Origin of the sequence: Halorubrum sp. CGM4_25_10-8A (assembly GCF_005435025.1) — an archaeon.
GTDB lineage: Archaea > Halobacteriota > Halobacteria > Halobacteriales > Haloferacaceae > Halorubrum > Halorubrum ezzemoulense.
In genome coordinates, this window is record NZ_SGTX01000004.1 from 136,285 (window position 1) to 159,009 (window position 22,725).

Sequence of the window (22,725 nt, forward strand, 5' to 3'; positions counted from 1 at the left end):
TCGACGTGTCGAGTGTCCGACCAGCGACGGCGCGAGCGACCGTCTGAACTCGACCGTCACAGAGCGAAGGGAAGTGGGTCTGGCGAGAAGTCGGGATCGGTCGCCTCCGCCGAGAGGATCAGAACCGGTCGCTCCGACCGGCCGCGGTCCACGGGTCGGTCGGCGCGTCGACGGGGACGCGCACCCGGCGGCGGTGGAGCCGGTCGATCCGGGCGGCGAAGCCCCAGCGGTCCTCGTCGCGGTCGTCGTCCGCGTCGCTCGCGGCGGCCGCCGCGGCGAGTTCGCCGTCCCGGAGGTGCGCGGCGACCGCGGCGGCGATCGCGGCCGCCTCGTCGTCGCGAGCGTCGTCGGGGATCGAGAGGCCGGCGAGCGCGGGCGCCGGATCTGTCGTCGGAGCCTCGTCGGTCGCACCCTCGCTCGCCGACCCCTCGCGGCCCGGTTCGTGGTCGGTCGCCATCAGATCGGGATGTTGCCGTGCTTCTTTGCGGGCTGGTCCGAGCGCTTCCCCTTCAGCATCTTCAGGTCCTCAATCAGGCGGGCGCGCGTCTCGGTCGGTTCGATCACGTCGTCGACGAAGCCGCGGTCGGCGGCGGTGTAGGGGTTCGCGAACTCCTCGCGGTACTCGTCGATGAGCTCCTGTCTGCGCGCGTCGGGGTCGTCGGCCTCGGCCAGCTCCTCGCGGTAGAGGACGTTGACCGCGCCCTTCGGCCCCATCACCGCGATCTCGGCGGTGGGCCACGCGTAGTTGACGTCGCCGCCGATGTGCTTCGACGACATCACGCAGTAGGCCCCGCCGTACGCCTTCCGGGTGATGACGGTGAGCAGCGGGACGGTCGCCTCGGAGAAGGCGTACAGCAGCTTCGCGCCGTGGCGGATGATCCCGTTGTGTTCCTGATCCGTGCCGGGCATGAACCCGGGCACGTCCTCGAAGGTGACGATGGGGATGTTGAACGCGTCGCAGAAGCGGACGAACCGCGCGCCCTTCTGGCTCGACTCGATGTCGAGGGTGCCGGCGTTCACGCGGGGGTTGTTCGCGACGACGCCGACGGAGTGACCGTCGAGCCGGGCGAAGCCGACGACGACGTTCTTCGCGAAGTTCTCGTGGACCTCGAAGAAGGAGCCCTCGTCGGTGACGCTCTCGATCACGTCTTTCATGTCGTACGGCTTCCGGGGGGCGTCGGGGACGATCTCGGCGAGCGCGTCGTCCGCGCGCTCCGGGTCGTCCCACGGCTCGACGCGCGGCGGGTCCTCCACGTTGTTCGCCGGGAGGTACGACAGCAGCCGCGCGATGTTGTCCAGCGCCTCCTCTTCACTCTCCTCGGCGAAGTGCGCCACGCCGGATGTCGACGAGTGGGTCACTGCGCCGCCCAGCTCCTCGAAGCTCACCTCCTCGCCGGTGACCGTCTCGATGACGTCCGGCCCGGTGATGAACATGTGCGACGTGTCTTTCACCATGAAGGTGAAGTCTGTGATCGCCGGAGAGTACACCGCACCGCCGGCGCACGGCCCCATGATCGCCGAGATCTGAGGGATCACGCCCGAGGCCTCCGTGTTGCGCCGGAAGATCTCGGCGAAGCCGCCGAGCGAGGCGACCCCCTCCTGAATGCGGGCGCCCGCGGAGTCGTTGAGGCCGACGACCGGCGCGCCCACGTCCATCGCCTTGTCCATCACCTTACACACCTTCTCGGCGAACACCTCGCCGAGGGACCCGCCGAAGACGGTGAAGTCGTGCGCGAAGACGAACGTCTTCCGGCCGTTCACCTCGCCGTAGCCGGTCACCACGCCGTCGCCCGGGATCTGCTTCTCCTCCATCCCGAAGGTGTGGTTGCGGTGGGTGCGGAACCGGTCGAACTCGTGGAACGTGCCGTCATCGAGGAAGTAGTCGATCCGCTCGCGAGCGGTCATCTTCCCCTTGTCGTGTTGCGACTGGATCCGGTCTTCGCCGCCGCCCTTGGCCGCCCGCTCGCGGCGCTTCCGGAGGTCGTCGATGCGGTCGTCCATCGTCACGGCGGACCACCCTGCGTCATTACTTCATGGGTCGAAGAGCGCCGTCAAAAGGGTTCCCCTATCCGACGTTTTGGCGTTCGACGCCCGTCGAATCCGAGTCCTGCGGCCCGGCGAAGCGGGCGCGACCGCGTGACCGCCAGCGAGCGGCCCTGCCTCCGGTTCACACGGCGACCGGCGGTTCGACGCTTTTAAACCTCCGATGAACCACTCTCCGATGAGACAGGCTTCGCCTGTTTCACTGACCCGTAGGAGCGACCTGCGTACTACGGAGGTGAAAATGGCAGACACAATACAAGAGGCCGTAACCCTCGCACTCGACGATGCGCCCGAGCGGAACTTCCGCGAGACCGTGGACATCGCGATCAACCTGCGAGACCTCGACCTCAACGATCCGTCGAACCGTATCGACGAGTCCGTCGTGCTGCCGGCTGGAACGGGGCAGGAGACACAGATCGTCGTCTTCGCGGAGGGCGAAACCGCCGTCCGCGCAGAGGAGGTCGCTGACGAAGTGCTGGACAGCGACGACCTCGAAGACTTAGGAGACGACGACGACCGCGCAAAGGACCTCGCCGGCGAGACCGACTTCTTCGTCGCGGAGGCCAACCTGATGCAGGACATCGGTCGGTACCTCGGTACCGTCCTCGGTCCGCGCGGGAAGATGCCTACCCCACTGCAGCCGGACGACGACGTCGTCGACACAGTCAACCGGATGAAGAACACGGTACAGCTCCGGTCGCGCGACCGGCGCACGTTCCACACCCGCGTGGGCGCCGAAGACATGGGCGCCGACGCGATCTCGGACAACATCGACGTCATCATCCGGCGACTCGAAGCAGACCTCGAGAAGGGCCCGCTCAACATCGACGGGATCTACGTGAAGACCACGATGGGTCCCGCGAAGGAGGTGCCCGTATGAGCTCGGTCCGCAAGACCGAGACGATCCCCGAGTGGAAACGGGAGGAAGTCGACGAGCTCGTCGAGTTCATCGACTCCTACCAGTCCGTCGGGATCGTCGGCGTGGCCGGCATCCCGAGCCGGCAGCTCCAGGCCATGCGCCGGGAGCTCCACGGCTCGGCCGCCGTCCGCATGAGCCGCAACACGCTCACGACCCGAGCGCTCGAGGAGGTCGGCGACAGCGTCGAGGCGCTGACGGAGTACGTCAGCGGCCAGGTGGCGCTCATCGGCACCAACGACAACCCGTTCGGCCTCTTCAAGCAGCTCGAAGCCTCGAAGACCCCCGCCCCGATCAACGCGGGCGAGGTGGCCCCCAACGACATCGTGATCCCCGAGGGCGACACCGGCGTCGACCCGGGACCGTTCGTCGGCGAGCTCCAGACGGTCGGCGCGTCCGCCCGAATCATGGACGGCTCGATCAAGGTAACCGAGGACTCGACCGTGCTGGAGGAGGGCGAGGTCGTCGACGACGACCTCGCGAACGTCCTCGTCGAGCTCGGCATCGAGCCCAAGGAGGTCGGTCTCGACCTGCGCGCCGTCTACTCCGAGGGCGTCCTGTTCGAGCCAGAAGAACTCGAACTCGACGTCGACGAGTACGAGGCGGACATCCGGTCCGCCGCGGCCGCCGCGCGAAACCTCTCGGTCAACGCCGCATACCCGACGGCCGCCACCGCCGGCACCCTTCTCGCGAAGGCGTCCGGCGAGGCGAAGTCCGTCGGGCTGTTCGCGGAGATCGAGAGCCCGGACGTCGTGCCCGACCTGATCGGGAAGGCCGACGCCCAGCTGCGCGCGCTTGCGGCGCAGATCGACGACGACGAGGCGCTCCCCGAGGAGCTCCAGGGCGTCGAGGCCGCGCCGGCGGCGGAGCCGGCGACGGACGACGCCGACGACGAGGAGGAACAGGCGGACGACAACACGGAAGACGCCGAGGAGGCCGACGCCGACGACGCCGACGAGGACGACGGCGACGACGGCGGCGACGGTCTCGGCGCGATGTTCGGATAACACGAGGTACACACCAATGGAATACGTTTACGCTGCGCTCATCCTGAACGAGACTGGCGAAGAGATCAACGAAGACAACGTCACCGGCGTGCTGGAAGCCGCCGGCGTCGACGTCGAGGAGTCCCGCGTCAAGGCGCTCGTCGCCGCGCTGGAGGACGTCGACATCGAGGAGGCCATCGAGACGGCCGCCGCGGCCCCGGCCGCCGGCGCGTCCGCCGGTGGCGCCGCCGACGCCGACGCCGCCGACGAGGCGGATGACGACGAGGAGGAAGAGGCCGACGAGGCCGAGGAGGCCGACGAGGCCGACGACGACGAAGAGGACGGCGACGGCGGCGAGGGCCTCGGCGAGCTCTTCGGCTAACGCCGGAGCCCACCGACCCCCGACCGCATCGACCGACGCTCGAACGCGATTTTTCCGACCGCCGATATCCGGAGTGATAACGCCGGCCGCGATTTTATGTACGGATCCCGGGTACCGAGAGGCGATGAAGATCGTCGACGGCGACAAGGCGGAGTGCGACCGGTGCGAGTCGGTGTTCCCGCTCGAAGACGTCTCTCTGTTGGAGAAGGACACGAACCGCGACTACGAGCGGGTGCTGTGCGCCGACTGCCTGGAGGTCGTCGGTGTGCCGCGGGGGTACAGCCTGCGGCGGGACATCACCCATCTCGCGCGGTGAGTCGCCAGGCGGGACGCCCATCGAAGTCCTTTTTTAGTGGCGACGGGAAGCCGCAGCCATGGAAATCGACGCGGAACTCCGTCGGCAGATCACCGTCTCGCTGGCGGCGGCCGCGGTGTTCACCGTCGGGTTAGTCGGGATCGGGGTCACCTTCGGCGGGTCGACGGTCCTCCCCGAGGCAGGGGCGATCGCGCTCATCGGGCTGCTGGCCGGATTCGTCCTGCTGATGGCCGGCATCGGGACGTACCTGATGCGCGCGAAAGACGAGCCGTAGCCGGTCCGACCTCGCCGACTCTTTCTCCGCGTCCGGGGCGTCGCGTTCACGCCCCGGTCGTCTCGTCCGGTCGTCGCTCGGCCCGCCAGTCCGTCACCTTGTCGGCGGCCGCCACGCGTTTCTCGTAGTACGAGAGCGGGCCGATCGCGACCTGCATGTGGTCGTCCTCGTTGTGGCAGATCCCGTAGTTCGCGAGCGTCTCGCAGGTCGGCGGAGGGTACTGGGTGCCCCGGTCGTCGGTCAGGAACTTGGTCTGGTAGCGGATCCCCTCGGCGTCGAGGCTCGTGTCGGCACAGAAGGCGACGACCTCGTCGGGCGTCATCCCGATGCCGACGAGGAACGCCATCAGCGCGAACGACTCGGCCGACGAGAGCTTAGTGTCGTCCGCGGCCTTCTCGATCAGGTTGGTCATACACGGCGGGAACAGTTCGCGGTCGACGACATCCGGCGGTTCGGCGTACGTCCGCTCGGAGAGCAGGCCCCGGAGGTCGGCCACACGGGACTCCAGCGCCTCGGCGAGTGATTCCCCGAGGTCCTCGAACGGGAGTCCCTCGGCGACGCGCTCCTCGACGGCGGCCTCCAGCGCCGCCAGTAGCTCGTCGCGCGTGACGCGCACCGCGCCGTCGGCGAGCGCGCGGTTGACGAGCCGCCACGAGTCCCCCCACTCGGGCGAGGTGAGCCGGAGGTAGGATCCGACGTCGATCCGGTAGTGGTCGGGGTCGCGGCCCGCGGCGTTCCCGGTCGGTCCCCCGGCCGCGCCGCCCCTCGAACCGCCGCTGACGCCGGCGGGGGCGCTACGGCCGGGGCGCACCGCGTCCGCGAGGTCGAACTCGGCGAGCAGGTCGTCGAGCGCAACCGTCGCGGTCGACACCGACCGCAACTCGTCGTCGGTCTCGAGGTCGCGACGAACCCGGTCCATAGCAGTCGCCGCCTCAGCGGCAGCGTACTTCTCGATGGCGGGGTCGGAGTCGAGCAGCGACACGAGGATCCGGGCGATGGGGTACGAGAGGAGTTCGGCCTGTACGTCGTACGCCGACTCGCCGGGAAACGCGCCGCTCTCCGAGGCGACCGTTCCTTCGAGGAGTGCGCGCTCGACGCGCTCGCGGGCGCGCTCGACGGCCGGGGCGTCGGCCGCGACGAGGTCGGGCAGCGACACCCCGGCGGACGCGACCGCCTCGCGGGCGCTCGCGAAGAACGGGTACTTGGCGTCGAGCGCGTCCATGTCGGCCCGAGGTAGTGAGGGCCGGCGAATAAGCGGTGCGGTCCGCGGTCGGTCGAGCGGGATCGGACCGGGCGGGTCGAAGCCCCAGACGGGGCGGGCGGTGCTACTCCTCGGATCCCTCGGCGTCTCCGGGCTCCTCGACGGCCGCGCCCGGCGCGTTCGACTTGACGCTGCGCAGCCCCTGTTTCGCCTTCTGTTTGGAGGCGTACCCCTGTCCCCCGTCGGCGATGACATTGCCGTTGCCGTGCCGGAGCCGCCAGCGGTACTTGTCCGCCTTGTCGCGGAACAGCTCGAAGACGGCGTCGCTGCCCCCCTCGTCTGGCGCCTCCTCGTCGCGCGAGACGTCGACGACGTGCGCACCCGGGGCGTTCCGCTGGACGCTCTCGATCCCCGAGCGGGCGTCGCGCTTGTCGGCGTACCCCTCGCCGCCGTCGGCGATGATGTTCCCGTTGTCGTGTCGGAGCCGCCAGCGGTACTGGTCGGCGCTGTCGGCGTACAGCTCGAACGTGGCCTTGCTCGCGGCCGCGTCGGAGTCGACCGCGGCCTCCTCATCGGGCCACTCCATCTCGACCTCGAGGTGGACCGTCTCGTCGTCGCGTTCGAGTTCGACCTCGACGTCGCCGGTGGCGGCCGCGTCGACGGTCACCGTGCCGGCCTCGTCGACCGGCACCGGCTCGCCGCGTCCCAGCGCCCGAGCGATCCGGCGGAGGTACGTGGCCAGCCCCTGTCGGGTCCGCGACCGCTTCGACTCGTGGATGGTATCATCTGGCATACGCGATAACGGTCACTGCCGCGAAACAAAAGCGTATGCCCGAACTCGGATGTCGGTCGTGCGGTCCGAGGCGACGCCCGATTCGACGCCGTGCGCAACAGCGCCGCGCGAGAGGTCCGGAACCGTTCGACCGCGTCGCGTGATGGATCTAAGGATCGTCCGGCCGCTCCGCGATGATCGTCTCGCCCGCGCGCACGCCGTCGCCCTCCCTGACGAGGAGGTCGTCGCGCGTCACGTCCGCGGGCAACACGACGTCCGCGCGCGAGCCGAACGAAACGTGTCCGACGCGGTCGCCGCGCTCGACCCGGTCGCCCGCCTCGACCGAGGGGTGGATCCGGCGGGCGAACCAGCCGGCGATGACGAGCAGTTCGTAGTCGCCGAAGTCGATCGCGACCTGCTCATTGCGGTCCGACTCCTTGTCGAACGCGGGGCGGTTCGCGCCGGGGCGGTGGCGGACCTCCGTGACCTCGCCCGCGATCGGCGCGCGGTTGACGTGGACGTCGGTGACGTTCATGAACACGCCGACGCGGAGCCGCGAACCCTCCTCGCGCACGACGGAGACCGTGCCGTCGGCGGGGGAGACGACCGCTTCCTCCGGGTCGGGCGGATCGCGTTCCGGGTCGCGGTGGAACCAGAGGATCCCGACCGCGAGCGCGACGAGCGCGACGCCGACCGGCGAGAGGACAGGCAGCGCGACGGCGCCCGCGAGCGCCGGGACGAGCGCCAAGTCCCACGCGGCGTCGACCACCGGGAACGGGAGGAGCCGCGAGAGCGGCGGCGCGCGGCTCACGGGGGCACCTCCGCGTCCCGCAGTTCGGGCGAGAGCTCGGTCCGCCCCGCGGCCCACGCCGCGAGCAGGTGGACGAGGTGCGTCGTGTCGTCGAGCCCGTCTGTCATGTCGAGGTCGACCTCGCCGGCGAGCGCGTGGAGCCGCGCGAGGTCGTCGCCGCCGAACTCGGAACCGGCGCGGGCGACACGGAGCGTCTCGCGGAGCAGCTCCTGCCCGCTGTACCCCTCGTCGAGGAGGTCGTCGAGCGTCGAGCGCGCGCCCTTCAGGTCGCCGTCGCGGGCGGCGGCGAGCGCCTCGCGGAGCGCGTCGTCGTCGCCGACCTCGCCGAGCGTCTCGTAGGCGGTCGACATGGTGAGCTCGTCGCCCTCCACGGCGGTCGCCTGCGCCGAGAGGATCGCCTCTCGGAGGTCGCCGCCGGCCGCGCTGGCGACGAACTCCAGCCCGTCACCGTCGTAGTCGACGCCCTCGCAGTCGCAGATCGTCTCGAGGACGTCGATCGTCTCGTCGGTCGTCGGGGAGCGCACGCGGACCGGGAAGCAGCGCGACCGGATCGGGGCGATGAGCTTCGAGGGCTGGCGGGTCGCGATCACGAACTGCGTGGTCCGATGGTGCTTCTCCATCACGCGGCGCAGCGCCTGCTGGAAGTCCTCGCGGATCGCCTCCGCGTTGTCCAACAGGACCGTCTTGTACTCGCCGGACATCGGCGCGTACGACGCGGACTCCTTCAGCACGCGGTTTATCATGTCGCGTTTCGCCATGCTGCTCCGCCCCGCGAGGAAACCCTCGAACCGCGGGTCGGTGCGGATCTCTTTTTTCGTCCGGCCGAAGAAGTCGGCGACGTTGATCTCGATCAGGTCGGCGTCCGGGTCGGCGTGCGACGCGTCGGCGAGCGCGCGCGCGGCCGCCGTCTTCCCGACCCCCGGCGGCCCCTGAACGACGAGGTTCATCGGCTCGTCGACGGCCCGGCGCAGGCGGTCGCGGGCCTCGTTTTGCCGGATCTCGTCGAGATCTGGCGCGTGCGTGTCTATCCACAGCGGTCCCTGCATTACCGTCACCTCCGGGCCGCCCGGTCAAGAATCGGTCGGTCGCGGCGCCCCCAGCGGCGTGCGTTCGGCGGCCGACAGCGCGGCCTACCGTCGCCTCGCGCGCTCGACGGCGCGACCCAGGAGGTACGCGGCCACGAGGAGGCCGTACGCGAGGACGAGGGTCCCGGCGAGGGGGCCGAGACGCGACAGGGTGAACAGCGCGCCGCCGACTCCAACGGTGACCACGAGCGCGGTGAAGCCGAGCGTCCAGCCGAAGAAATACGCCGCGTGTCCGGCGACCGGGCGGACGGCGTCCGGGGAGAACGCTCCGCGGAGCGACCCCTCGCGCCCGTACACGGTCAACGCGATCGGCGCGAGATACGTGCCGAGGATGCCGAGGAAGAGGACGGCCGTCGAGCCGGCGAGGATCCGACCGACAGGCGCGTTCGCGCCGGGTTCCAGCGAGACGACCCCGTAGAGCGTCACGAGGAGGGCAGCGAGCGGAACGCCGAGGTACGCCAAACAGACGACCGCTCCCCCGATCGACCGACGAACGAGCGTCCGCGGCTCGGAGAGGAACGGCGGGATCGACTCGCCGCGCTCGCTGGCGGCCAACACGCGGACGAGGTAGCCGACGACCGGCACCGCCGGGAGCACGGGGACGACGACCGACAGCGCGAACAGCAGCCAGACAGCAAGCAGCGGTCGCTCGGCGGCGTCGCCGGCGATCGGGTACGTGACGGCGGCGATCGAGGGGCGCATGAGTACGCTCATCGCCCGAACCGTGGTATGCCCGTCGGTCCCGGGTCGCTCGGGACTGAAACCGTCCGTAAAGAAATCCGTCAAAAATAGTTCTAAAAAAATGAGTAAGTATATATGCCAAAGATCCATTGTACATAGTGGAGTACCATGACAAATCAAGACAAGCGGTTGTCGCGGCGACACTTCGTCGGAGCGACGGGGGCAGCGACGCTCGCAGGCCTCGCTGGCTGTTCCGGCGGCAACGGCGGCGACGGTAGCGACGGCGGCGACGGTAGCGACGGCGGCGACGGTAGCGACGGCGGCGACGGTAGCGACGGCGGCAGCGATAACACGCTCGAAGTGCTCCACGCGTGGACCGGCGGCGACGGCGCCCGCGCGGCCGAAGCACTCGTCGCGGCCTTCGAGGAGGAGTATCCGGACGTCGACCACGAGTTCAACCCGATCGGCGGCGGCGGGAATCAGAACCTCGACGCGGTCGTCGCGAACCGGCTCCAGAACGGCGACCCGCCGAGTTCCTTCGCCAACTGGCCCGGCCCGAACCTCCAGCGGTACGAGGGCGTGCTGGGCGAGGTCGGCGGCGTCTGGGAGTCCGAAGGCTTCGAGGACGTGATGGTCGACGAGGCGGTCGACCTCCACCAGTACAACGGCGCGTACCGGGCCGTTCCGCTCGGTTCGCACCGGCTGAACTGCCTGTTCTACAACACGTCGGTCGTCGAGGAAGCGGGCGTCGACCCCGACTCGCTGACGAGCGTCTCGGCGCTGATCGACGCGCTGGAGACGGTCCAGAGCGAGACTGACGCGATTCCGATGACCCACGGCGCGAGCGGCACCTGGACCACGACCCAGCTGTTCGCCTCGACGATGCTCGGACAGGAGGGGTACGACGCGTACATGAGCTTCCTTGACGGGAGCCCGGACGAGGCCGCTGTCCGCGCGACCTTCGAGTCGCTCGCGGAGATCCTCGGGAACTACATCAACGAGGACGCCTCCTCGATCGGGCTCACCGAGTCCAACCAGAACATCATCGAGGGGAACGCGGCGTTCATCCACCAGGGGAACTGGGCGGCCGGCGCCTACCGGAACGCCGAGGACTTCAATTACGACGAGGACTGGGGCTTCAAGACGTACCCCGGCTCGGAGGGCATGTACATGCTCCACTTCGACTCGTTCCTCTACCCCTCGGACAACCCGAGTCCGGAGGCCACGGAGCAGTTCATGGCCTTCGCCGGCAGCGAGGCGGCACAGGTCGCGTTCAACCAGTATAAGGGCTCGATCCCCACGCGCACCGACGTGGACATGAGCCAGTTCGGCCCGTACCTCCAGGAGACGCAGGAGGACTTCGCCAGCGCGGACCAGCGACCGCCGAACCTCCAGCACGGTCTCGGCGTCCCCTCGGAGACCATGACGTCGCTGAACGACGTGATCTCCAGCGAATTCTCCGGACCGTACGACGTCGACGCCGCCACGCAAGGATTCGTCGACGCGGTCTCTAACTGACTCCGGTCCACGATGCGACCGGATTTCGGCGGTTTCGGCGCACGAAGAACAATATGACACGAAATACTGACACCGGCGACGACAGTGGCGACGCGGTCACGGACGGCGGCGTCGCCGAGGACGGGCAGCGCTCCGGGTTCAGTCCGGTCGCCGCGCTGAACGAGCGCTTCGGCAGCGACTTCGTGGAGTCGTCGCAGTTCTGGCTCCCGCCGTTCCTGTTGGTGGGACTGTTCGTCTACGGAGCGATCATCTGGAACCTCCTGATATCGCTGACGGACTTCACCGGATTCGGGACCCCGGACTACAGCGACCTCGACCTCCAGATGTACAGCCGCGCGTTGGCGGACAGCGGGTTCGTCGACGCCGCGATCAACACCTTCATCCTGCTCGTCGGGTTCACCCTCGTGACGCTTGCGCTCGGGCTCGGGCTGGCGATCCTCATCGACCGGAACATCCGGTTCGAGAACACCTTCCGGACGATCTACCTGCTGCCGATGAGCCTCTCGTTCGTCGTCACCGCCCAGTTCTGGGCGTGGATGTTCAACTTCAACAACGGGGTGATCAACATCGTGATCACGTCGCTCGGACTCGGCCGAGTCGACTGGATCGGGAACCCGGACATCGTCCTCTGGGCGGTCATGTTCGCGCTGATGTGGCAGTTCGCTGGGTACGCGATGGTCGTGTTCCTCGCGGGCCTGCGGGCGATTCCGAACGAACACTACGAGGCGGCGAAGGTCGACGGGGCCTCCACGGTCAGGATGTACTGGCGCGTGATCATCCCCCAGCTGAAGGGGTCGACGATCAGCGCCTCGGTCGTCCTGATGGTGTTCGCGCTGAAGGCGTTCGACTTCCTCTACTCGCTCGTCGGCGGGTACCGACCACCGAACGGGGCCGACATCCTCGCGACAAAGATGGTCCGCGAGGCGTACGCGAACCTGAACTGGGCGTACGCGTCCGCGGTCGCCATCACCCTGTTCGTGATGACGCTCGGCATCGTCGGTCCGTACCTCTACTACCAGTACAACCGAGGGAACCTATGAGCAACGACGCACGAACCGACGGTGGTACGGTAACGGAAGCGGACCCCGGAGCGTCCGCTGGACTACTCTCGGGCCTCGACGCGTACCGGGTCCTCCTGTACCTCGGGCTGCTCGGGATGTTGAGCTTCTTCCTGATCCCGATCGAGTCGGGGCTCGTCACCTCGTTCAAGACGGCCAGCGGCGTGAGCGGGTCCCTTCCCTTCGCGCCGCCCACGGGCGGTACGTTCACTTTCGAGAAGTGGCGGGCGGCGTTCGACGCGCTCGGCCGGGGACTCATCAACAGCGCGCTGTACGCGATCCCGGCGACCGTCATCTCGGCGCTCCTCGGGAGTTTCACCGCCTACGGGCTCACCCAGTCGAATTGGAAGCAGAAGTACAAGGCGCCGGTCCTCGCGCTGCTGGTCGCCGGGGTATTCATTCCCTATCAGGCCGTTCTCGTGCCGCTCTCGCAGTTCTGGTCGATGATCCCGCTCCAAGAGTGGTTAGGGTTCCTGTGGGCGCTCGGGATCAACAACGACTACGCCAGCGTCATCGAACTGATCATCACGCACGTGGCGTACGGCCTGCCGATCTGTACTGTTCTGTTCAGGTCGTACTACAAGAACATGAGCGACGAGATGATCGAGGCGGCGCGGCTGGACGGCGCGTCGATTCGCCGGATCTACCGCCGCATCGTGCTCCCGCTCTCGGGACCGATGTTCGCGGTGGTCCTGATCTATCAGTTCACGCAGATCTGGAACGACCTCCTGTTCACCCTCGTGTTGGTCCAAACGGAGTCCAGCGCGGCCGCGCCGATCGTGTTGATCCTCGCGGGACTGGGAACGTCCCTCGAAGGCCAAGACTTCGCGCTCCGCATGGCGGGCGCGTTCATCGCCGCCCTCCCGACGCTCGCGGTGTACATCGCGTTCGGCGAGGAGTTCGCCGAGGGGGTGGCGACGTGACCGCCATCGCTCGCCAGCAGCAATCTATGACTCGACAGCACTCACGCAGCCGACCGGAGGAATCGCTCTCAAACCGCCGCGCCGACTCGCGGGGGCGATAGGATGGGAACGCTCGAACTCGACGGCGTGACGAAGGTGTTCCCCGACGGCGACGGCGAGATTGTCGCCGTCGACGACGTCGACATCGAGATGCGCGACGGCGAGTTCCTCGTCGTCGTCGGTCCCTCGGGCTGTGGCAAGTCGACGACGCTCCGGATGGTCGCTGGCCTTGAAACGATCTCCAGCGGGGAGATCCGCCTCGCGGGCCAGCGGGTCAACGACGTGAAACCGCAGCACCGGGACATCGCGATGGTGTTCCAGTCGTACGCCCTGTACCCCCACATGACCGTGGAAGAGAACATGGCGTTCGGGTTAGAGGAGTCGACGGATCTGTCCGACGGGGAGATCGAGACGCGCGTCGCCGACGCCGCGGAGACGATGGGCATCGCCGAGCTGCTGGACCGGAAGCCAGCCGACCTCTCCGGCGGCCAGCGGCAGCGGGTGGCGCTCGGGCGGGCGATCGTCCGCGACCCGGAGGTGTTTCTCATGGACGAGCCGCTCAGCAACCTCGACGCCAAGCTCCGGTCGGAGATGCGGACGGAGCTTCAGCGCCTCCAAGACGAGCTCGACGTGACGACGATGTACGTCACGCACGACCAGACCGAGGCGATGACGATGGGCGACCGGATCGCGATCCTCAACGCCGGCGAGCTCCAGCAGGTCGCGACGCCGCTGGAGTGTTACCACGAGCCGGCGAACCGGTTCGTCGCCGGGTTCATCGGCGACCCGTCGATGAACTTCTTCCCCGTCGAGCGGGACGGCGAGACCCTCATCGGCGACATGTTCGACTACCCGCTCTCGGGGTCGACGCTCGACGACGTGGGCGACGTGACCGACCTCACCCTCGGGGTCCGTCCGGAGGACATCTCGCTGGCCGGCGACTCGGCCGGCGACCACACCTTCTCGACGGTCGTCGAGGTCGTCGAGCCGATGGGCGACGAGAACACCGTGTACCTCCGGTTCGCGGACGCCCCGGAGGGCGAGACGTTCATCGCCACCGTCGGCGGCCTCCAGCAGGTCTCGGCCGGCGACGAGATCACCGTCGAGATCCCCGAAGAGACGATCCACCTCTTCGACGGAACCTCCGGCGAAGCGGTCCACAACCGCGAGATCGACGAGTAACGCGCCGGATTCGCTTTCGGGAGGTGGCCTCGTTTTCACTCCCGCAGCCGCTCTACCTCGCGCCGGACGCCCTCGCGGACCCTGTTCGCGACGTCCTCGCCGGGGGCGTCGACCGTCTCGGCGTCCTCGGTTTCGAGGAGGCGGTCCAGCTTGCGTTCGAACTCGCGTTCGTCGATGTCGCCGTTCGCGTAGCGCTCGCGGAGGGCGTCGAGCGCGGGGTCGCCGGTCGCGTGCGCGTCCTCGTCGGAGCCGTCGTCCGGGACCGGCTTCACCAGCGTGTGGAGGATCGGGAGCGCGATGAAGAGGCCGAAGAACCACACGAGCGGGAGCCACCACCAGACGCCGGTGAGGAGGGGCGCGGCGACGCCGGCGCCGACGACGCAGAGCGCGAACATCCGCCGCCAGCGGTGGCGGAGGTTCCACGCGATCCGGGCGGGGAGTCCGGTCATGGTCGTGGCGACGCCGGCGAGGCTGAAAGCGGTTTCGTCGCCGGGCGCGACCGCGGCGCCGCGGCGTCACTCGCGGTCGATCACCAGTCGGTCGCCGGGGTCGACGCCGTGGCGCTCGCTCCACCCGCGGGGGACTTCGAGGACGTACTTCCCGGTGCCCTCGTAGCGCGTGAGCGAGCCTGACTCCGGCGCGGCCTCGTGGATCGTCGTGACGGTCCCGTCGGTATCGACGAAGACGATATCGATTGGGAACGCCATGTCGCGCATCACGTAGGCGCGCTCGGCGGCGTCGCCGTGAACGAACAGCATCCCCTCGCCCGCGTCGAGGTCGTCGGTCGCGGAGAGTCCGACGTACTGCTTCAGGAAGCCGTCGGCGACGCGGGCCTCGACCGTCGCGAGCGACTCCCCGGTGTCGCCGTCGACGGCCTCGACCGTGGTCGTGTCGTAGCCGGTGATCAGGAACGCGGGATTGGTCGCGGCGACGGCGGCGACGGCGAGGAGGACGAGCGCGAGCGCGGCCGCGACCCCGGCGAGACGGCGGTTCACGGTCGATCGTCGCGCCGGAGAAAGAAACCGTTTTCCGCTCCCGGTGGGTTCAGACGGGTGAGGGCTCGTGGTCTAGCTGGTTATGACGCGGCCTTTACAAGGCTGAGATCGGCGGTTCGAACCCGCCCGAGCCCATTTCTGGGACGAACGAAGTGAGTCACAGAGATGTCTGCGAGGGCTGTCGAACCCTATCGGTCGCGCGCAGCGAGCGGAGCGAGCGAGCACGTCCGATTTCGGTTCGAACCCGCCCGAGCCCACTGTCGCTGTCGCGAACACACCGTGAGCGACAGCGACGTGCGTGTCTGAGGGCGCGGTTCGAATCCCCCCGATCCAACTTCCTGCGGCGAGCGACTCCGCGAGCCGCAGGCGCGGCCCCCGCTTACAGGTCGTCGGCGTCGAACTTCAGCAGGCCGGCGAGCGGCGGCGCGAGCGTCCAGAAGACTAACATCGCGGCCGCGGAGAGCTGCCGGTTCGCCGTCTCGCCGCTGAACAGCTGTTCGCCGAGGAACGCGTTCGACAGCGCCTCCACCGCGGTCGTGGGGTTCGAGACGCGGAGGAACACCCGGAGCTGCGTCGCCGACACCGGGAGCGCGTCGACGAGGGGGCCGGCCGCCCCGACGAGCCGCCCGGTGACCGCGCCCCAGAGCAGGACGAAGAGGACGTAGATCGCGACGCCGCCGATGAGCGCCCGGCGCTGGGTCGACGACGCGGCGGAGAAGCCCACCGCGATCGAGACGAACACGACGCCGAGCGCGGCCGCGAACACCGTGTACCCGAGGAACGCGCCGCCGTTGAACACGACGGGCGCGGCGATCAACACGAGCGCAGGGAGCAGGAAGCCGGCGAACACCGCGAGCGCGAGCGCCGCGCCGCGGCCGACGACCTTGCCGAAGACCACGTCCGCCCGCGAGTGCGGCAGCGACAGGAGCAGTTTCAGCGAGCCGGACTCGCGCTCGCCGCTCACCGCGTTGTAGCCGACGACGACGCCGACGAGCGGGACGAGCGTCGTGACGAGGAACGGACCAATGAAGACGCTCAACAGCACCTCCGTGGCGAACTGCTCGCTCTCGGCCGTGGGGCGCACGGCGAACGCGAACGCCGCGACGAGCAGCGAGAACAGCACCACCAGAGCGATCATGCCCCGCGACCGGACCGTCTCTTGGAAGTCCTTCCGGGCGATGGCGACGAGGCTCATCGGTCCACCTCCTCGGACGCCGAATCGTCGTCCGTCGCGTCGTCGGTCGGTTCGCCTTCGGTCGGCGCGGAGGCGGCGGCGCCGGCGTCGCGCGTCGCCGCGTCGCCCTCCGTGTAGGCGAGGAAGAGGTCCTCCAGCGACGCCTCGCGGGTGTGGAAGTCGGCGACCGCGACGCCGGCGTCCTCCAAGGCGGCGATGACCTCGGTCTTCGCGTCGCTGTCGCAGTTCACCACCAGTTCGTCGCCGTCGCGGGTGACGCCCGAGACGCCGTCGAGCGCGCGGACCGCCGCCATCGCCTCGTCGTCGGCGCCGGCAGCCGCGACGTCGAGCGTCTCCTCGCCGCCGACGGCCTCGCGGAGCCCTTCGACGGAGTCTTCGGCCACCAGTTCGCCGTCGCGGAGGATGCCCACGCGGTCGCAGACGGCGTCGACCTGTTCGAGGATGTGCGAGGAGAAGAAGACGGTCGCACCGCGCTCGGCCTCCGCGCGGACGATCTCGCGCATCTCCTTCGCGCCGGCCGGGTCGAGGCCGGAGGAGGGCTCGTCGAGGACCAGCAGGTCGGGGTCGTCGACGAGCGCCATCGCGAGGGCGAGCCGCTGGCGCATCCCCTTCGAGTACTCCCCGGCAGCCCGGTCGGCGGCGTCGGCGAGCCCGACGCGCGCCAACAGCGCGTCTGGGTCGTCCGCGGCCTCTTTCGACTCCACGGCGAACTCGACGTGTTTCCGCCCGGAGAGGCGGTCGTACACAGAGAATCCGTCGGGGAGCACGCCGGTCCGACGCCGGACATCGACCCCGTCGGTCGCCACGTCGGCACCGAGGACGCGGACCGTCCCCGCCGTCGGGCGGACGAGGTCCAAGAGCATGTCGATCGTCGTCGACTTGCCCGCGCCGTTCGGGCCGAGGAACCCGTACACCTCGCCGTCTTCGACGGTGAGATCGAGGTCGCGGACGGCCGTGACGTCGCCGAACTCCTTGGTCACGCCCCGCAGTTCGATCGCGGTCATATCATTCGGTTCCGTCGTAAGTTGATAAATGGTTGCGGGTCGCCGCGGAGCGCGGCCGACGGTGCCCCCGTTCCCGTCGCCTCAGTCGTCGGTCGGCGGCCAGTCGACGCCGCGGTCCGCGAGCAGGTCGCCGAACCCGTCCTCGTCGACGACCGGCACGTCCTCGGCGGCCGCGTCGTCGCGCTTCGACCGGCCCGGGTTCTCGCCGGCGACGAGGTAATCCGTGTTCCCGGAGACGCTCGACGTCGCCGACGCGCCGTGCGCCTCGACGTGCGCCTGGGCCTCGCTCCGCGGGACGGAGAGCGACCCGGTGAACACGAAGGTGAGGCCGTCGAGCGCGTCGGCCGGAGCGTCGCCCGCGTCGCTCTCGAACGGCTCGGGGTCGACGCCGCGCTCGCGGAGCCCCGCGATCGCGGCGCGGTTCTCCTCGCGGGCGAAGAACGAGCGGATCGACCCGGCCACTTCGGGGCCGACGTCGTCGACCTCGCGGAGGGCCGCCTCGTCGGCGTCGAGGAGGGCGTCGAGCGTCCCGAAGTGCGCGGCGAGCGCCCGCGCCGTCGTCGCGCCGACGTCCGGGATCCCGAGTCCGGCGAGGAAGTCGTCGAGCGGCGGGTCGCGGGTGGCGTCGAGCTCGGCGATCAGGTTCTCGGCGCTCGTCTCGCCCCACCCTTCCAGTGCGGCGAGATCGGCGGCGGTCAGGTCGTACAGGTCCGGCAGCGACTCGACGAGGCCGGCCTCGCGGAGCTGTTCGACGCGCTCCGGGCCGAGCCCCTCCACGTCGAGCGCGTCGCGGCGCGCCCAGTGTTCGACCGCCCGCTCCAGCTGCGCGGGGCAGCCGAGCCCGCCGGTACAGAACGCGAGCGGGCCGTCGCGCTCGACCGCGGCGCCGCAGACCGGGCAGGCGTCGGGGAACTCGTAGGTCCCCTCCGACCGCTTCTCGACGACCTCCGGGACGTAGGGGATCACGTCGCCCGCGCGGTAGATCCGGACCCGGTCGCCGACGTTCACGCCGAGCGCCTCGATCTCCGCGGGGTTGTGGAGCGTCGCGCGCGAGACGGTGACCCCGCCGACCGCGACGGGGTCGAGCTCGGCGACGGGCGTGAGCCGTCCGGTGCGGCCCACCTGGACCGTGACGCCCTCGACCGTTGTCGTCGCGGTCCGCGGCGGGAACTTATGCGCGAACGCCCACCGCGGCGCGCGCGACGTGCTCCCGAGCGCCTCGCGGTGCGCTTGCGCGTCGACCTTGATCACGACGCCGTCGACCGCGTAGTTCAGCTCGTCGCGGGCGGCGAGAATCTCGTCGCGGTAGTCGATCGCGGCCTCGACATCGTCGACGACTTTCACGCGGTCGTTCCGCCGGAGGCCGAGCGACGCGAACGCGTCGAGCGCGTCGCGGTGGCGCGCGGGGCGCTCGGGGCCGTCGTCGCCCGTCTCCCACGCCAGCACGTCGAAAAAGAAGACGTCGAGGGGGCGCTCGGCGACGACCGCGGGGTCGAGCTGGCGGAGCGTCCCGGCCGCTGCGTTCCGAGGGTTCGCGAAGGGCTCCTCGCCGCGCTCCATGAGCGCCTCGTTGTACGCCTCGAATGCGTCGCGGGGCATGTACACCTCCCCGCGGACCGCGAGGCGCTCGGGGTGGTCGTCGCCCCGGAGCCGCGCGGGGACCGATCCGATCGTCCGGACCTGCTCGGTCACGTCGTCGCCCTCGCGCCCGTCACCGCGCGTGGCCGCGCGGACGTACGCGCCGCCTTCGTACACCACCTCGACGGAGAGCCCGTCGAACTTCGGCTCGCAGACGTACGCGAGGTCGCCGGGGTCGAACCCGGGGAGGTCGCCGGCGTCGGCCGCGTCCGCCAATCCCTCGCGGACGCGCTCGTCGAACTCGCGGACGGCGTCGGCGTCGGTGTCGTTGTCGATCGAGCGCATCGGCGCGACGTGCTCGACGCTCTCCAGCTCGTCGAGCGGTTCGCCGCCGACTCGGCGCGTCGGCGAGTCCTCGGTCGGGAGGTCGAACGCCGCTTCGAGGTCCGCCAGTCGGGCGAACAGCCGGTCGTACTCCTCGTCGGTGACGAGGGGGGCAGCCTCGACGTAGTACCGGTGGTCGTGTTCGCGGACGGCCGCCCGGAGCAGGGCGGCCTGTTCGGCGGCCTCGTCCTCGGAGAGGTCGGCGACCGGGTCGAAGTCGGTCGGCGGGTCTTCGACGTAAGGGTTCTCGTCCGGGTCCGCGTGCCGGGTCGACGAGGTCGTCATCGGTCGATCGTCGGGGCGCGACCCGGTAAAAAGGCCGGTTCGCGAGCGGCCGTCGGACGGTGTCCGGGTCGGCCGTCAGGCGACGCGCTCGCCGCGGGCGAACACCGCGTCCGGGTCCCGCCACGCCTCGACGTCCTCGGTCGGGTCGGCGTCGAGGACGACGAGGTCGGCCCGATACCCCTCGGCGACGAGCCCCACGTCGTCGAGTCCGAGCAGGTCGGCGGCGTTGACGGTGGCGGCCTCCAGCGCGCGCTCCGGCGAGAGCCCGTAATCGACCATGTACCCCATCTCCTGCGGGATCTCCTCGAAGAAGTTGAACGGCGTGCCCGCGTCGGTCCCCATCGCGATCGGGACGCCCGCGTCGAGCGCGTGGTCCCACGCGTCGCCGAAGCGCTCGGCGGCGTCCTCGGCCTTCGCGACGGCGTCTTCGGGGATCCCGGCCTCGATCCCGTTGTCGACGATGCCGCGGAGGGCGCTCGCGGTCGGCACCCAGTAGGTGCCGCGCTCGGCCATCATTTCGGCGGCCTCGCGGTCCATGAACGTCCCGTGTTCGATACTGGAGATGCCGGCCTCCACCGCGTTCTTGATCCCGACCTCGCCGTGAGCGTGGGCCGCGGTCGGCGTGTCCGTGGGCGCCGCGGCGTCGGTGAACGCGGCGAGCTCCTCGGGTGTCAGTTCGGGCGCACCCGTCACCGCGCCCTCGGTGAGCACACCGCCGGTGGCCATACACTTGAGCACGTCCGCGCCCGCCTTCAGCTGCTCGCGGGCCGCCTTCCGCACCTCCGCGGGGCCGTCGGCCTCCCGACCGAACCAGTTGCCGTGGCCGCCGGTCATGATCACGTTGCGGCCGCAGGCGAGCACGCGCGGCCCGTCGATGTCGCCGGCCGCGATCGCCTCGCCGGCGTCGAGCGCGAGCGTCCCGCGGCTGCCGAGGTCGCGGACGGTCGTGACGCCCGCTTCGACCGCGGCCTCGAGGTTGCTCGCGGCCCGGTAGCTCGCCGCGTAGTCGCTGTCGGAGACCGCCGTCGAGACGTCCGGTCGCCCGTCCATCATCGCGTGGACGTGCGCGTCGATCAGTCCGGGCGAGACGACCCGCCCGTCGGCGTCGACCTCCGTGACCTCCCCCGCGTCGCGCTCCGCGACCGCGTCGTCGACCGCCGCCGGCTCGCCGACCGCGACGATATCGCCGTCCGCGACCGCCACGTCGGCCTCGCGGGTCCCCTCGGCGTCCGCCACGCGACCGCCTCGCAGTACGTACATGCCACCACGAGGGAGCGTCAGGGTCGTAAACGCTCGGGTCGCGGTAGTCGGGGAGGCGAGCGCGCGCTCGTGTCAATCGCCACTACATATAACCGGCTGGCCGGAGTCAGCCGTCATATGGCAACAGATGACAAACAAGACGGCGGCGGACTGTACCGGCGGCGAATCGGCACGCCGACGACGACCGACGAGGTGAACGGCTACTGGCTGTTCGGCTTCGGCGTGCTGCTCGGCCTCGCCGGCGTCGCGGTGTTTCTCCTCACCGAGTCGGCGACCGTCGCCCGCGGCGTCGGGTACGCGCTGGCCGCGCTGGCCCCGCCGTTCGTGATGCTCGGGGCCGTGATCCGGTTCCCGCTCCAGCGGACCGGGACGTACCTCGGCTACCTCGGCACGGCGGTGAGCGTCCTCGGCGTCGTGTGGTTCGTGAACGTCTTCCCGGACGGGTGGCTCACCGCGTCGGGCGACCCGGCCGTGATCACCGTCTACGGGGTCGGGCTCCTCCTGATCGGGGTCGCGGGGACGGTCGTCCCCCTGCTCTCGGACCCCGTCTACGAGGACTACGAGCGCATGCGCGACGAGGCCGCCGCGGCGACCGCGACGGCCGAGGAGGCGGGTGAGGAGCTGGCGGCGACCCGTGGCGAGCTGGCGTCGACGGAGTCCGAGCTGGAGGCGGCCCGTGAAGATCTCTCGGAGACAGAGGCCGACCTCGAAGCGACCCGTGACGAGCTGACGGCCGCGGAGGCCGTCGTCGCGTCGCTGCGCGAGAGCAAGGCCCGGTTCGAGCTGTTCGAGGACGCGAGCGGGAAGCCGCGCTGGCGGCTCCGCCACCGCAACGGCAACGTCATCGCGACCGCCGGACAGGGGTACAGCAGCCGCGGGAAAGCCCAGCAGGGCCTCCACAGCGTGCGCCGGAACGCGCTCGGCGCCGGCCTCCTCCGGATCGAGACGCCGGTCGAGGAGGCGGCGGCCGTGGCCGACGACGACGGCCCGGAGCCGACCGACGCGACGGACCCGGACGTGGCCATCCCGGACGAGACGGAGGGCCCGGAGAGCGACGCGACGTTCGAGCTGTACGCCGACGCCGCCGACGAGTGGCGCTTTCGGCTCCGCCACGACAACGGCGAGATCGTCGGCGACTCCGGCGAGGGGTACGCCTCCAAGTCGAACGCGAAGCGCGCGCTCTCGAAGCTGCGCGACCACGTCGCAGCCGCGGACTACCTCCGGATCGACCCCGCCGCGTTCGAGGTGTTCGAGGACGCGGCCAGCGAGTACCGCTGGCGGCTCGTCCACCAGAACGGGAACGTCATCGCCGACTCCGGCCAGGGGTACGCCTCCCGGTCGAAGGCACAGCAGGGGCTCGACAGCGTCAGGTCCAACGCGGGCGGCGCGGGGCTCGAGTTCCCGGACGACGAGGAGGCGGAGGGCCGGGCGGGCGACGGCGAGAGCAAGGCGACGTTCGAAGCCTACGAGGACAGGGGCGGCAAGTGGCGCTGGCGGCTCGTCCACGACAACGGGAACATCATCGCCGACTCCGGCCAGGGGTACGCCTCCGAGTCGAACGCGACGGACGCGGTCAAGCGCGTCGGCGAGTACGCCCCCGACGCGAGCGCGCTGGCGGCCGGCGGGGCGGCGTTCGACATATACGAGGACGCCGCCGACGAGTGGCGCTGGCGGCTCCGTCACCGCAACGGCAACGTCCTCGCGGACTCAGGCGAGGGGTACGCCTCCCGGTCGAGCGCCGTCGAGGCCGTGACGGGCGTGAAGGCCAACGCTCCCGGGGCGGAGACGGTCGAGCAGTAGACCGGGCGGTAGAGCCGGGCGGTCCGTCGCGCGTTTT

Annotated in this window: 23 protein-coding genes and 1 tRNA gene; 11 read left to right on the forward strand and 13 right to left on the reverse strand. The window is 70.0% G+C overall.

Annotated elements, in window-relative coordinates:
- Nucleotides 1-118: 118 nt before the first annotated feature.
- Together EXE52_RS06585 and EXE52_RS06590 are read right to left on the reverse strand one after the other, a co-directional pair.
- Nucleotides 119-457, reverse strand: coding sequence for a hypothetical protein (locus EXE52_RS06585; protein WP_089308440.1), 339 nt, complete (start codon nt 455-457; stop codon nt 119-121).
- Nucleotides 457-2,001, reverse strand: a complete 1,545-nt coding sequence (locus EXE52_RS06590; protein WP_089308441.1) for an acyl-CoA carboxylase subunit beta — start codon at nt 1,999-2,001, stop codon at nt 457-459. Before EXE52_RS06590 ends, EXE52_RS06585 begins: the two co-directional genes overlap by 1 nt.
- A 283-nt stretch (nt 2,002-2,284) precedes the next feature.
- Here EXE52_RS06590 and EXE52_RS06595 point away from each other — a divergent pair, with 283 nt between their 5' ends.
- From EXE52_RS06595 to EXE52_RS06615, 5 genes are all read left to right on the forward strand, one after another.
- Entirely contained in the window at nt 2,285-2,923 is a 639-nt protein-coding gene (locus EXE52_RS06595; RefSeq protein ID WP_049932691.1) for a 50S ribosomal protein L1, read from the forward strand.
- The gene (locus EXE52_RS06600) at nt 2,920-3,966 is read left to right on the forward strand and encodes a 50S ribosomal protein L10 (RefSeq protein ID WP_086215250.1); all 1,047 of its coding nucleotides are present in this window, start codon (nt 2,920-2,922) and stop codon (nt 3,964-3,966) included. Before EXE52_RS06595 ends, EXE52_RS06600 begins: the two co-directional genes overlap by 4 nt.
- A gap of 16 nt (nt 3,967-3,982) precedes the next feature.
- Nucleotides 3,983-4,327 (forward strand): 50S ribosomal protein P1, encoded by a 345-nt coding sequence (rpl12p, locus tag EXE52_RS06605; RefSeq protein WP_049932695.1) that lies wholly within the window; start codon nt 3,983-3,985, stop codon nt 4,325-4,327.
- Between the two features lie 124 nt (nt 4,328-4,451).
- Nucleotides 4,452-4,643 carry a hypothetical protein gene (locus EXE52_RS06610; RefSeq protein WP_049932696.1) on the forward strand — a complete coding sequence of 64 codons (192 nt, stop codon included), beginning with the start codon at nt 4,452-4,454 and terminating at the stop codon, nt 4,641-4,643.
- Nucleotides 4,644-4,701: 58 nt separating this feature from the next.
- A complete protein-coding gene (locus EXE52_RS06615; protein WP_049932697.1) occupies nt 4,702-4,917 on the forward strand; it encodes a hypothetical protein in 216 nt (71 codons plus the stop codon).
- A 46-nt stretch (nt 4,918-4,963) separates the two neighbouring features.
- Here EXE52_RS06615 and EXE52_RS06620 read toward each other — a convergent pair whose 3' ends face one another.
- The 5 genes from EXE52_RS06620 to EXE52_RS06640 all read right to left on the reverse strand — a co-directional run bounded on the left by EXE52_RS06620 (nt 4,964) and on the right by EXE52_RS06640 (nt 9,488).
- Nucleotides 4,964-6,139, reverse strand: coding sequence for a DNA primase (locus EXE52_RS06620; protein WP_089308442.1), 1,176 nt, complete (start codon nt 6,137-6,139; stop codon nt 4,964-4,966).
- 103 nt (nt 6,140-6,242) lie between these two features.
- A complete protein-coding gene (locus EXE52_RS06625; RefSeq protein ID WP_089308443.1) occupies nt 6,243-6,911 on the reverse strand; it encodes an HVO_2922 family protein in 669 nt (222 codons plus the stop codon).
- Between the two features lie 148 nt (nt 6,912-7,059).
- Nucleotides 7,060-7,701, reverse strand: a complete 642-nt coding sequence (locus tag EXE52_RS06630; protein ID WP_049932700.1) for a protein sorting system archaetidylserine decarboxylase — start codon at nt 7,699-7,701, stop codon at nt 7,060-7,062.
- A complete protein-coding gene (locus EXE52_RS06635; protein ID WP_049932701.1) occupies nt 7,698-8,747 on the reverse strand; it encodes an AAA family ATPase in 1,050 nt (349 codons plus the stop codon). Before EXE52_RS06635 ends, EXE52_RS06630 begins: the two co-directional genes overlap by 4 nt.
- An 84-nt stretch (nt 8,748-8,831) precedes the next feature.
- Nucleotides 8,832-9,488 (reverse strand): DUF4013 domain-containing protein, encoded by a 657-nt coding sequence (locus EXE52_RS06640; RefSeq protein ID WP_049932702.1) that lies wholly within the window; start codon nt 9,486-9,488, stop codon nt 8,832-8,834.
- 147 nt (nt 9,489-9,635) lie between these two features.
- Between EXE52_RS06640 and EXE52_RS06645 the strand changes: the two genes are divergently transcribed.
- From EXE52_RS06645 to EXE52_RS06660, 4 genes are all read left to right on the forward strand, one after another.
- Nucleotides 9,636-10,985 (forward strand): ABC transporter substrate-binding protein, encoded by a 1,350-nt coding sequence (locus tag EXE52_RS06645; RefSeq protein WP_089308444.1) that lies wholly within the window; start codon nt 9,636-9,638, stop codon nt 10,983-10,985.
- Nucleotides 10,986-11,038: 53 nt separating this feature from the next.
- Nucleotides 11,039-12,025, forward strand: coding sequence for a carbohydrate ABC transporter permease (locus EXE52_RS06650; RefSeq protein ID WP_049932706.1), 987 nt, complete (start codon nt 11,039-11,041; stop codon nt 12,023-12,025).
- Nucleotides 12,022-12,966, forward strand: coding sequence for a carbohydrate ABC transporter permease (locus EXE52_RS06655; protein WP_086215243.1), 945 nt, complete (start codon nt 12,022-12,024; stop codon nt 12,964-12,966). Before EXE52_RS06650 ends, EXE52_RS06655 begins: the two co-directional genes overlap by 4 nt.
- 102 nt (nt 12,967-13,068) lie before the next feature.
- Entirely contained in the window at nt 13,069-14,187 is a 1,119-nt protein-coding gene (locus EXE52_RS06660) for an ABC transporter ATP-binding protein (protein ID WP_089308445.1), read from the forward strand.
- A 35-nt stretch (nt 14,188-14,222) separates the two neighbouring features.
- On the opposite strand, the gene EXE52_RS06665 is transcribed toward EXE52_RS06660, so the two are convergent.
- Complete coding sequence (locus tag EXE52_RS06665; protein WP_089308446.1) at nt 14,223-14,636, reverse strand: SHOCT domain-containing protein; 414 nt, start codon at nt 14,634-14,636, stop codon at nt 14,223-14,225.
- A 66-nt stretch (nt 14,637-14,702) separates the two neighbouring features.
- Nucleotides 14,703-15,182: a DUF192 domain-containing protein gene (locus tag EXE52_RS06670; protein WP_089308447.1), complete on the reverse strand. Its 480-nt coding sequence runs from the start codon at nt 15,180-15,182 to the stop codon at nt 14,703-14,705.
- A gap of 61 nt (nt 15,183-15,243) precedes the next feature.
- Here EXE52_RS06670 and EXE52_RS06675 point away from each other — a divergent pair.
- Nucleotides 15,244-15,317: transfer RNA gene (locus tag EXE52_RS06675), tRNA-Val, on the forward strand.
- Nucleotides 15,318-15,561: 244 nt separating this feature from the next.
- Here the strand turns inward: EXE52_RS06675 and EXE52_RS06680 are convergent.
- The 4 genes from EXE52_RS06680 to EXE52_RS06695 all read right to left on the reverse strand — a co-directional run bounded on the left by EXE52_RS06680 (nt 15,562) and on the right by EXE52_RS06695 (nt 20,888).
- Nucleotides 15,562-16,377, reverse strand: coding sequence for an ABC transporter permease subunit (locus tag EXE52_RS06680; protein WP_089308448.1), 816 nt, complete (start codon nt 16,375-16,377; stop codon nt 15,562-15,564).
- Nucleotides 16,374-17,381 carry an ABC transporter ATP-binding protein gene (locus EXE52_RS06685; protein ID WP_089308449.1) on the reverse strand — a complete coding sequence of 336 codons (1,008 nt, stop codon included), beginning with the start codon at nt 17,379-17,381 and terminating at the stop codon, nt 16,374-16,376. Before EXE52_RS06685 ends, EXE52_RS06680 begins: the two co-directional genes overlap by 4 nt.
- 81 nt (nt 17,382-17,462) lie before the next feature.
- Nucleotides 17,463-19,628, reverse strand: a complete 2,166-nt coding sequence (gene ligA / locus EXE52_RS06690) for an NAD-dependent DNA ligase LigA (RefSeq protein WP_137703571.1) — start codon at nt 19,626-19,628, stop codon at nt 17,463-17,465.
- Between the two features lie 75 nt (nt 19,629-19,703).
- Nucleotides 19,704-20,888: an amidohydrolase family protein gene (locus tag EXE52_RS06695; RefSeq protein WP_176450643.1), complete on the reverse strand. Its 1,185-nt coding sequence runs from the start codon at nt 20,886-20,888 to the stop codon at nt 19,704-19,706.
- A gap of 117 nt (nt 20,889-21,005) precedes the next feature.
- On the opposite strand from EXE52_RS06695, the gene EXE52_RS06700 reads away from it, so the two are divergent.
- The gene (locus tag EXE52_RS06700) at nt 21,006-22,688 is read left to right on the forward strand and encodes an HVO_2922 family protein (RefSeq protein ID WP_137703572.1); all 1,683 of its coding nucleotides are present in this window, start codon (nt 21,006-21,008) and stop codon (nt 22,686-22,688) included.
- Nucleotides 22,689-22,725: the final 37 nt, after the last annotated feature.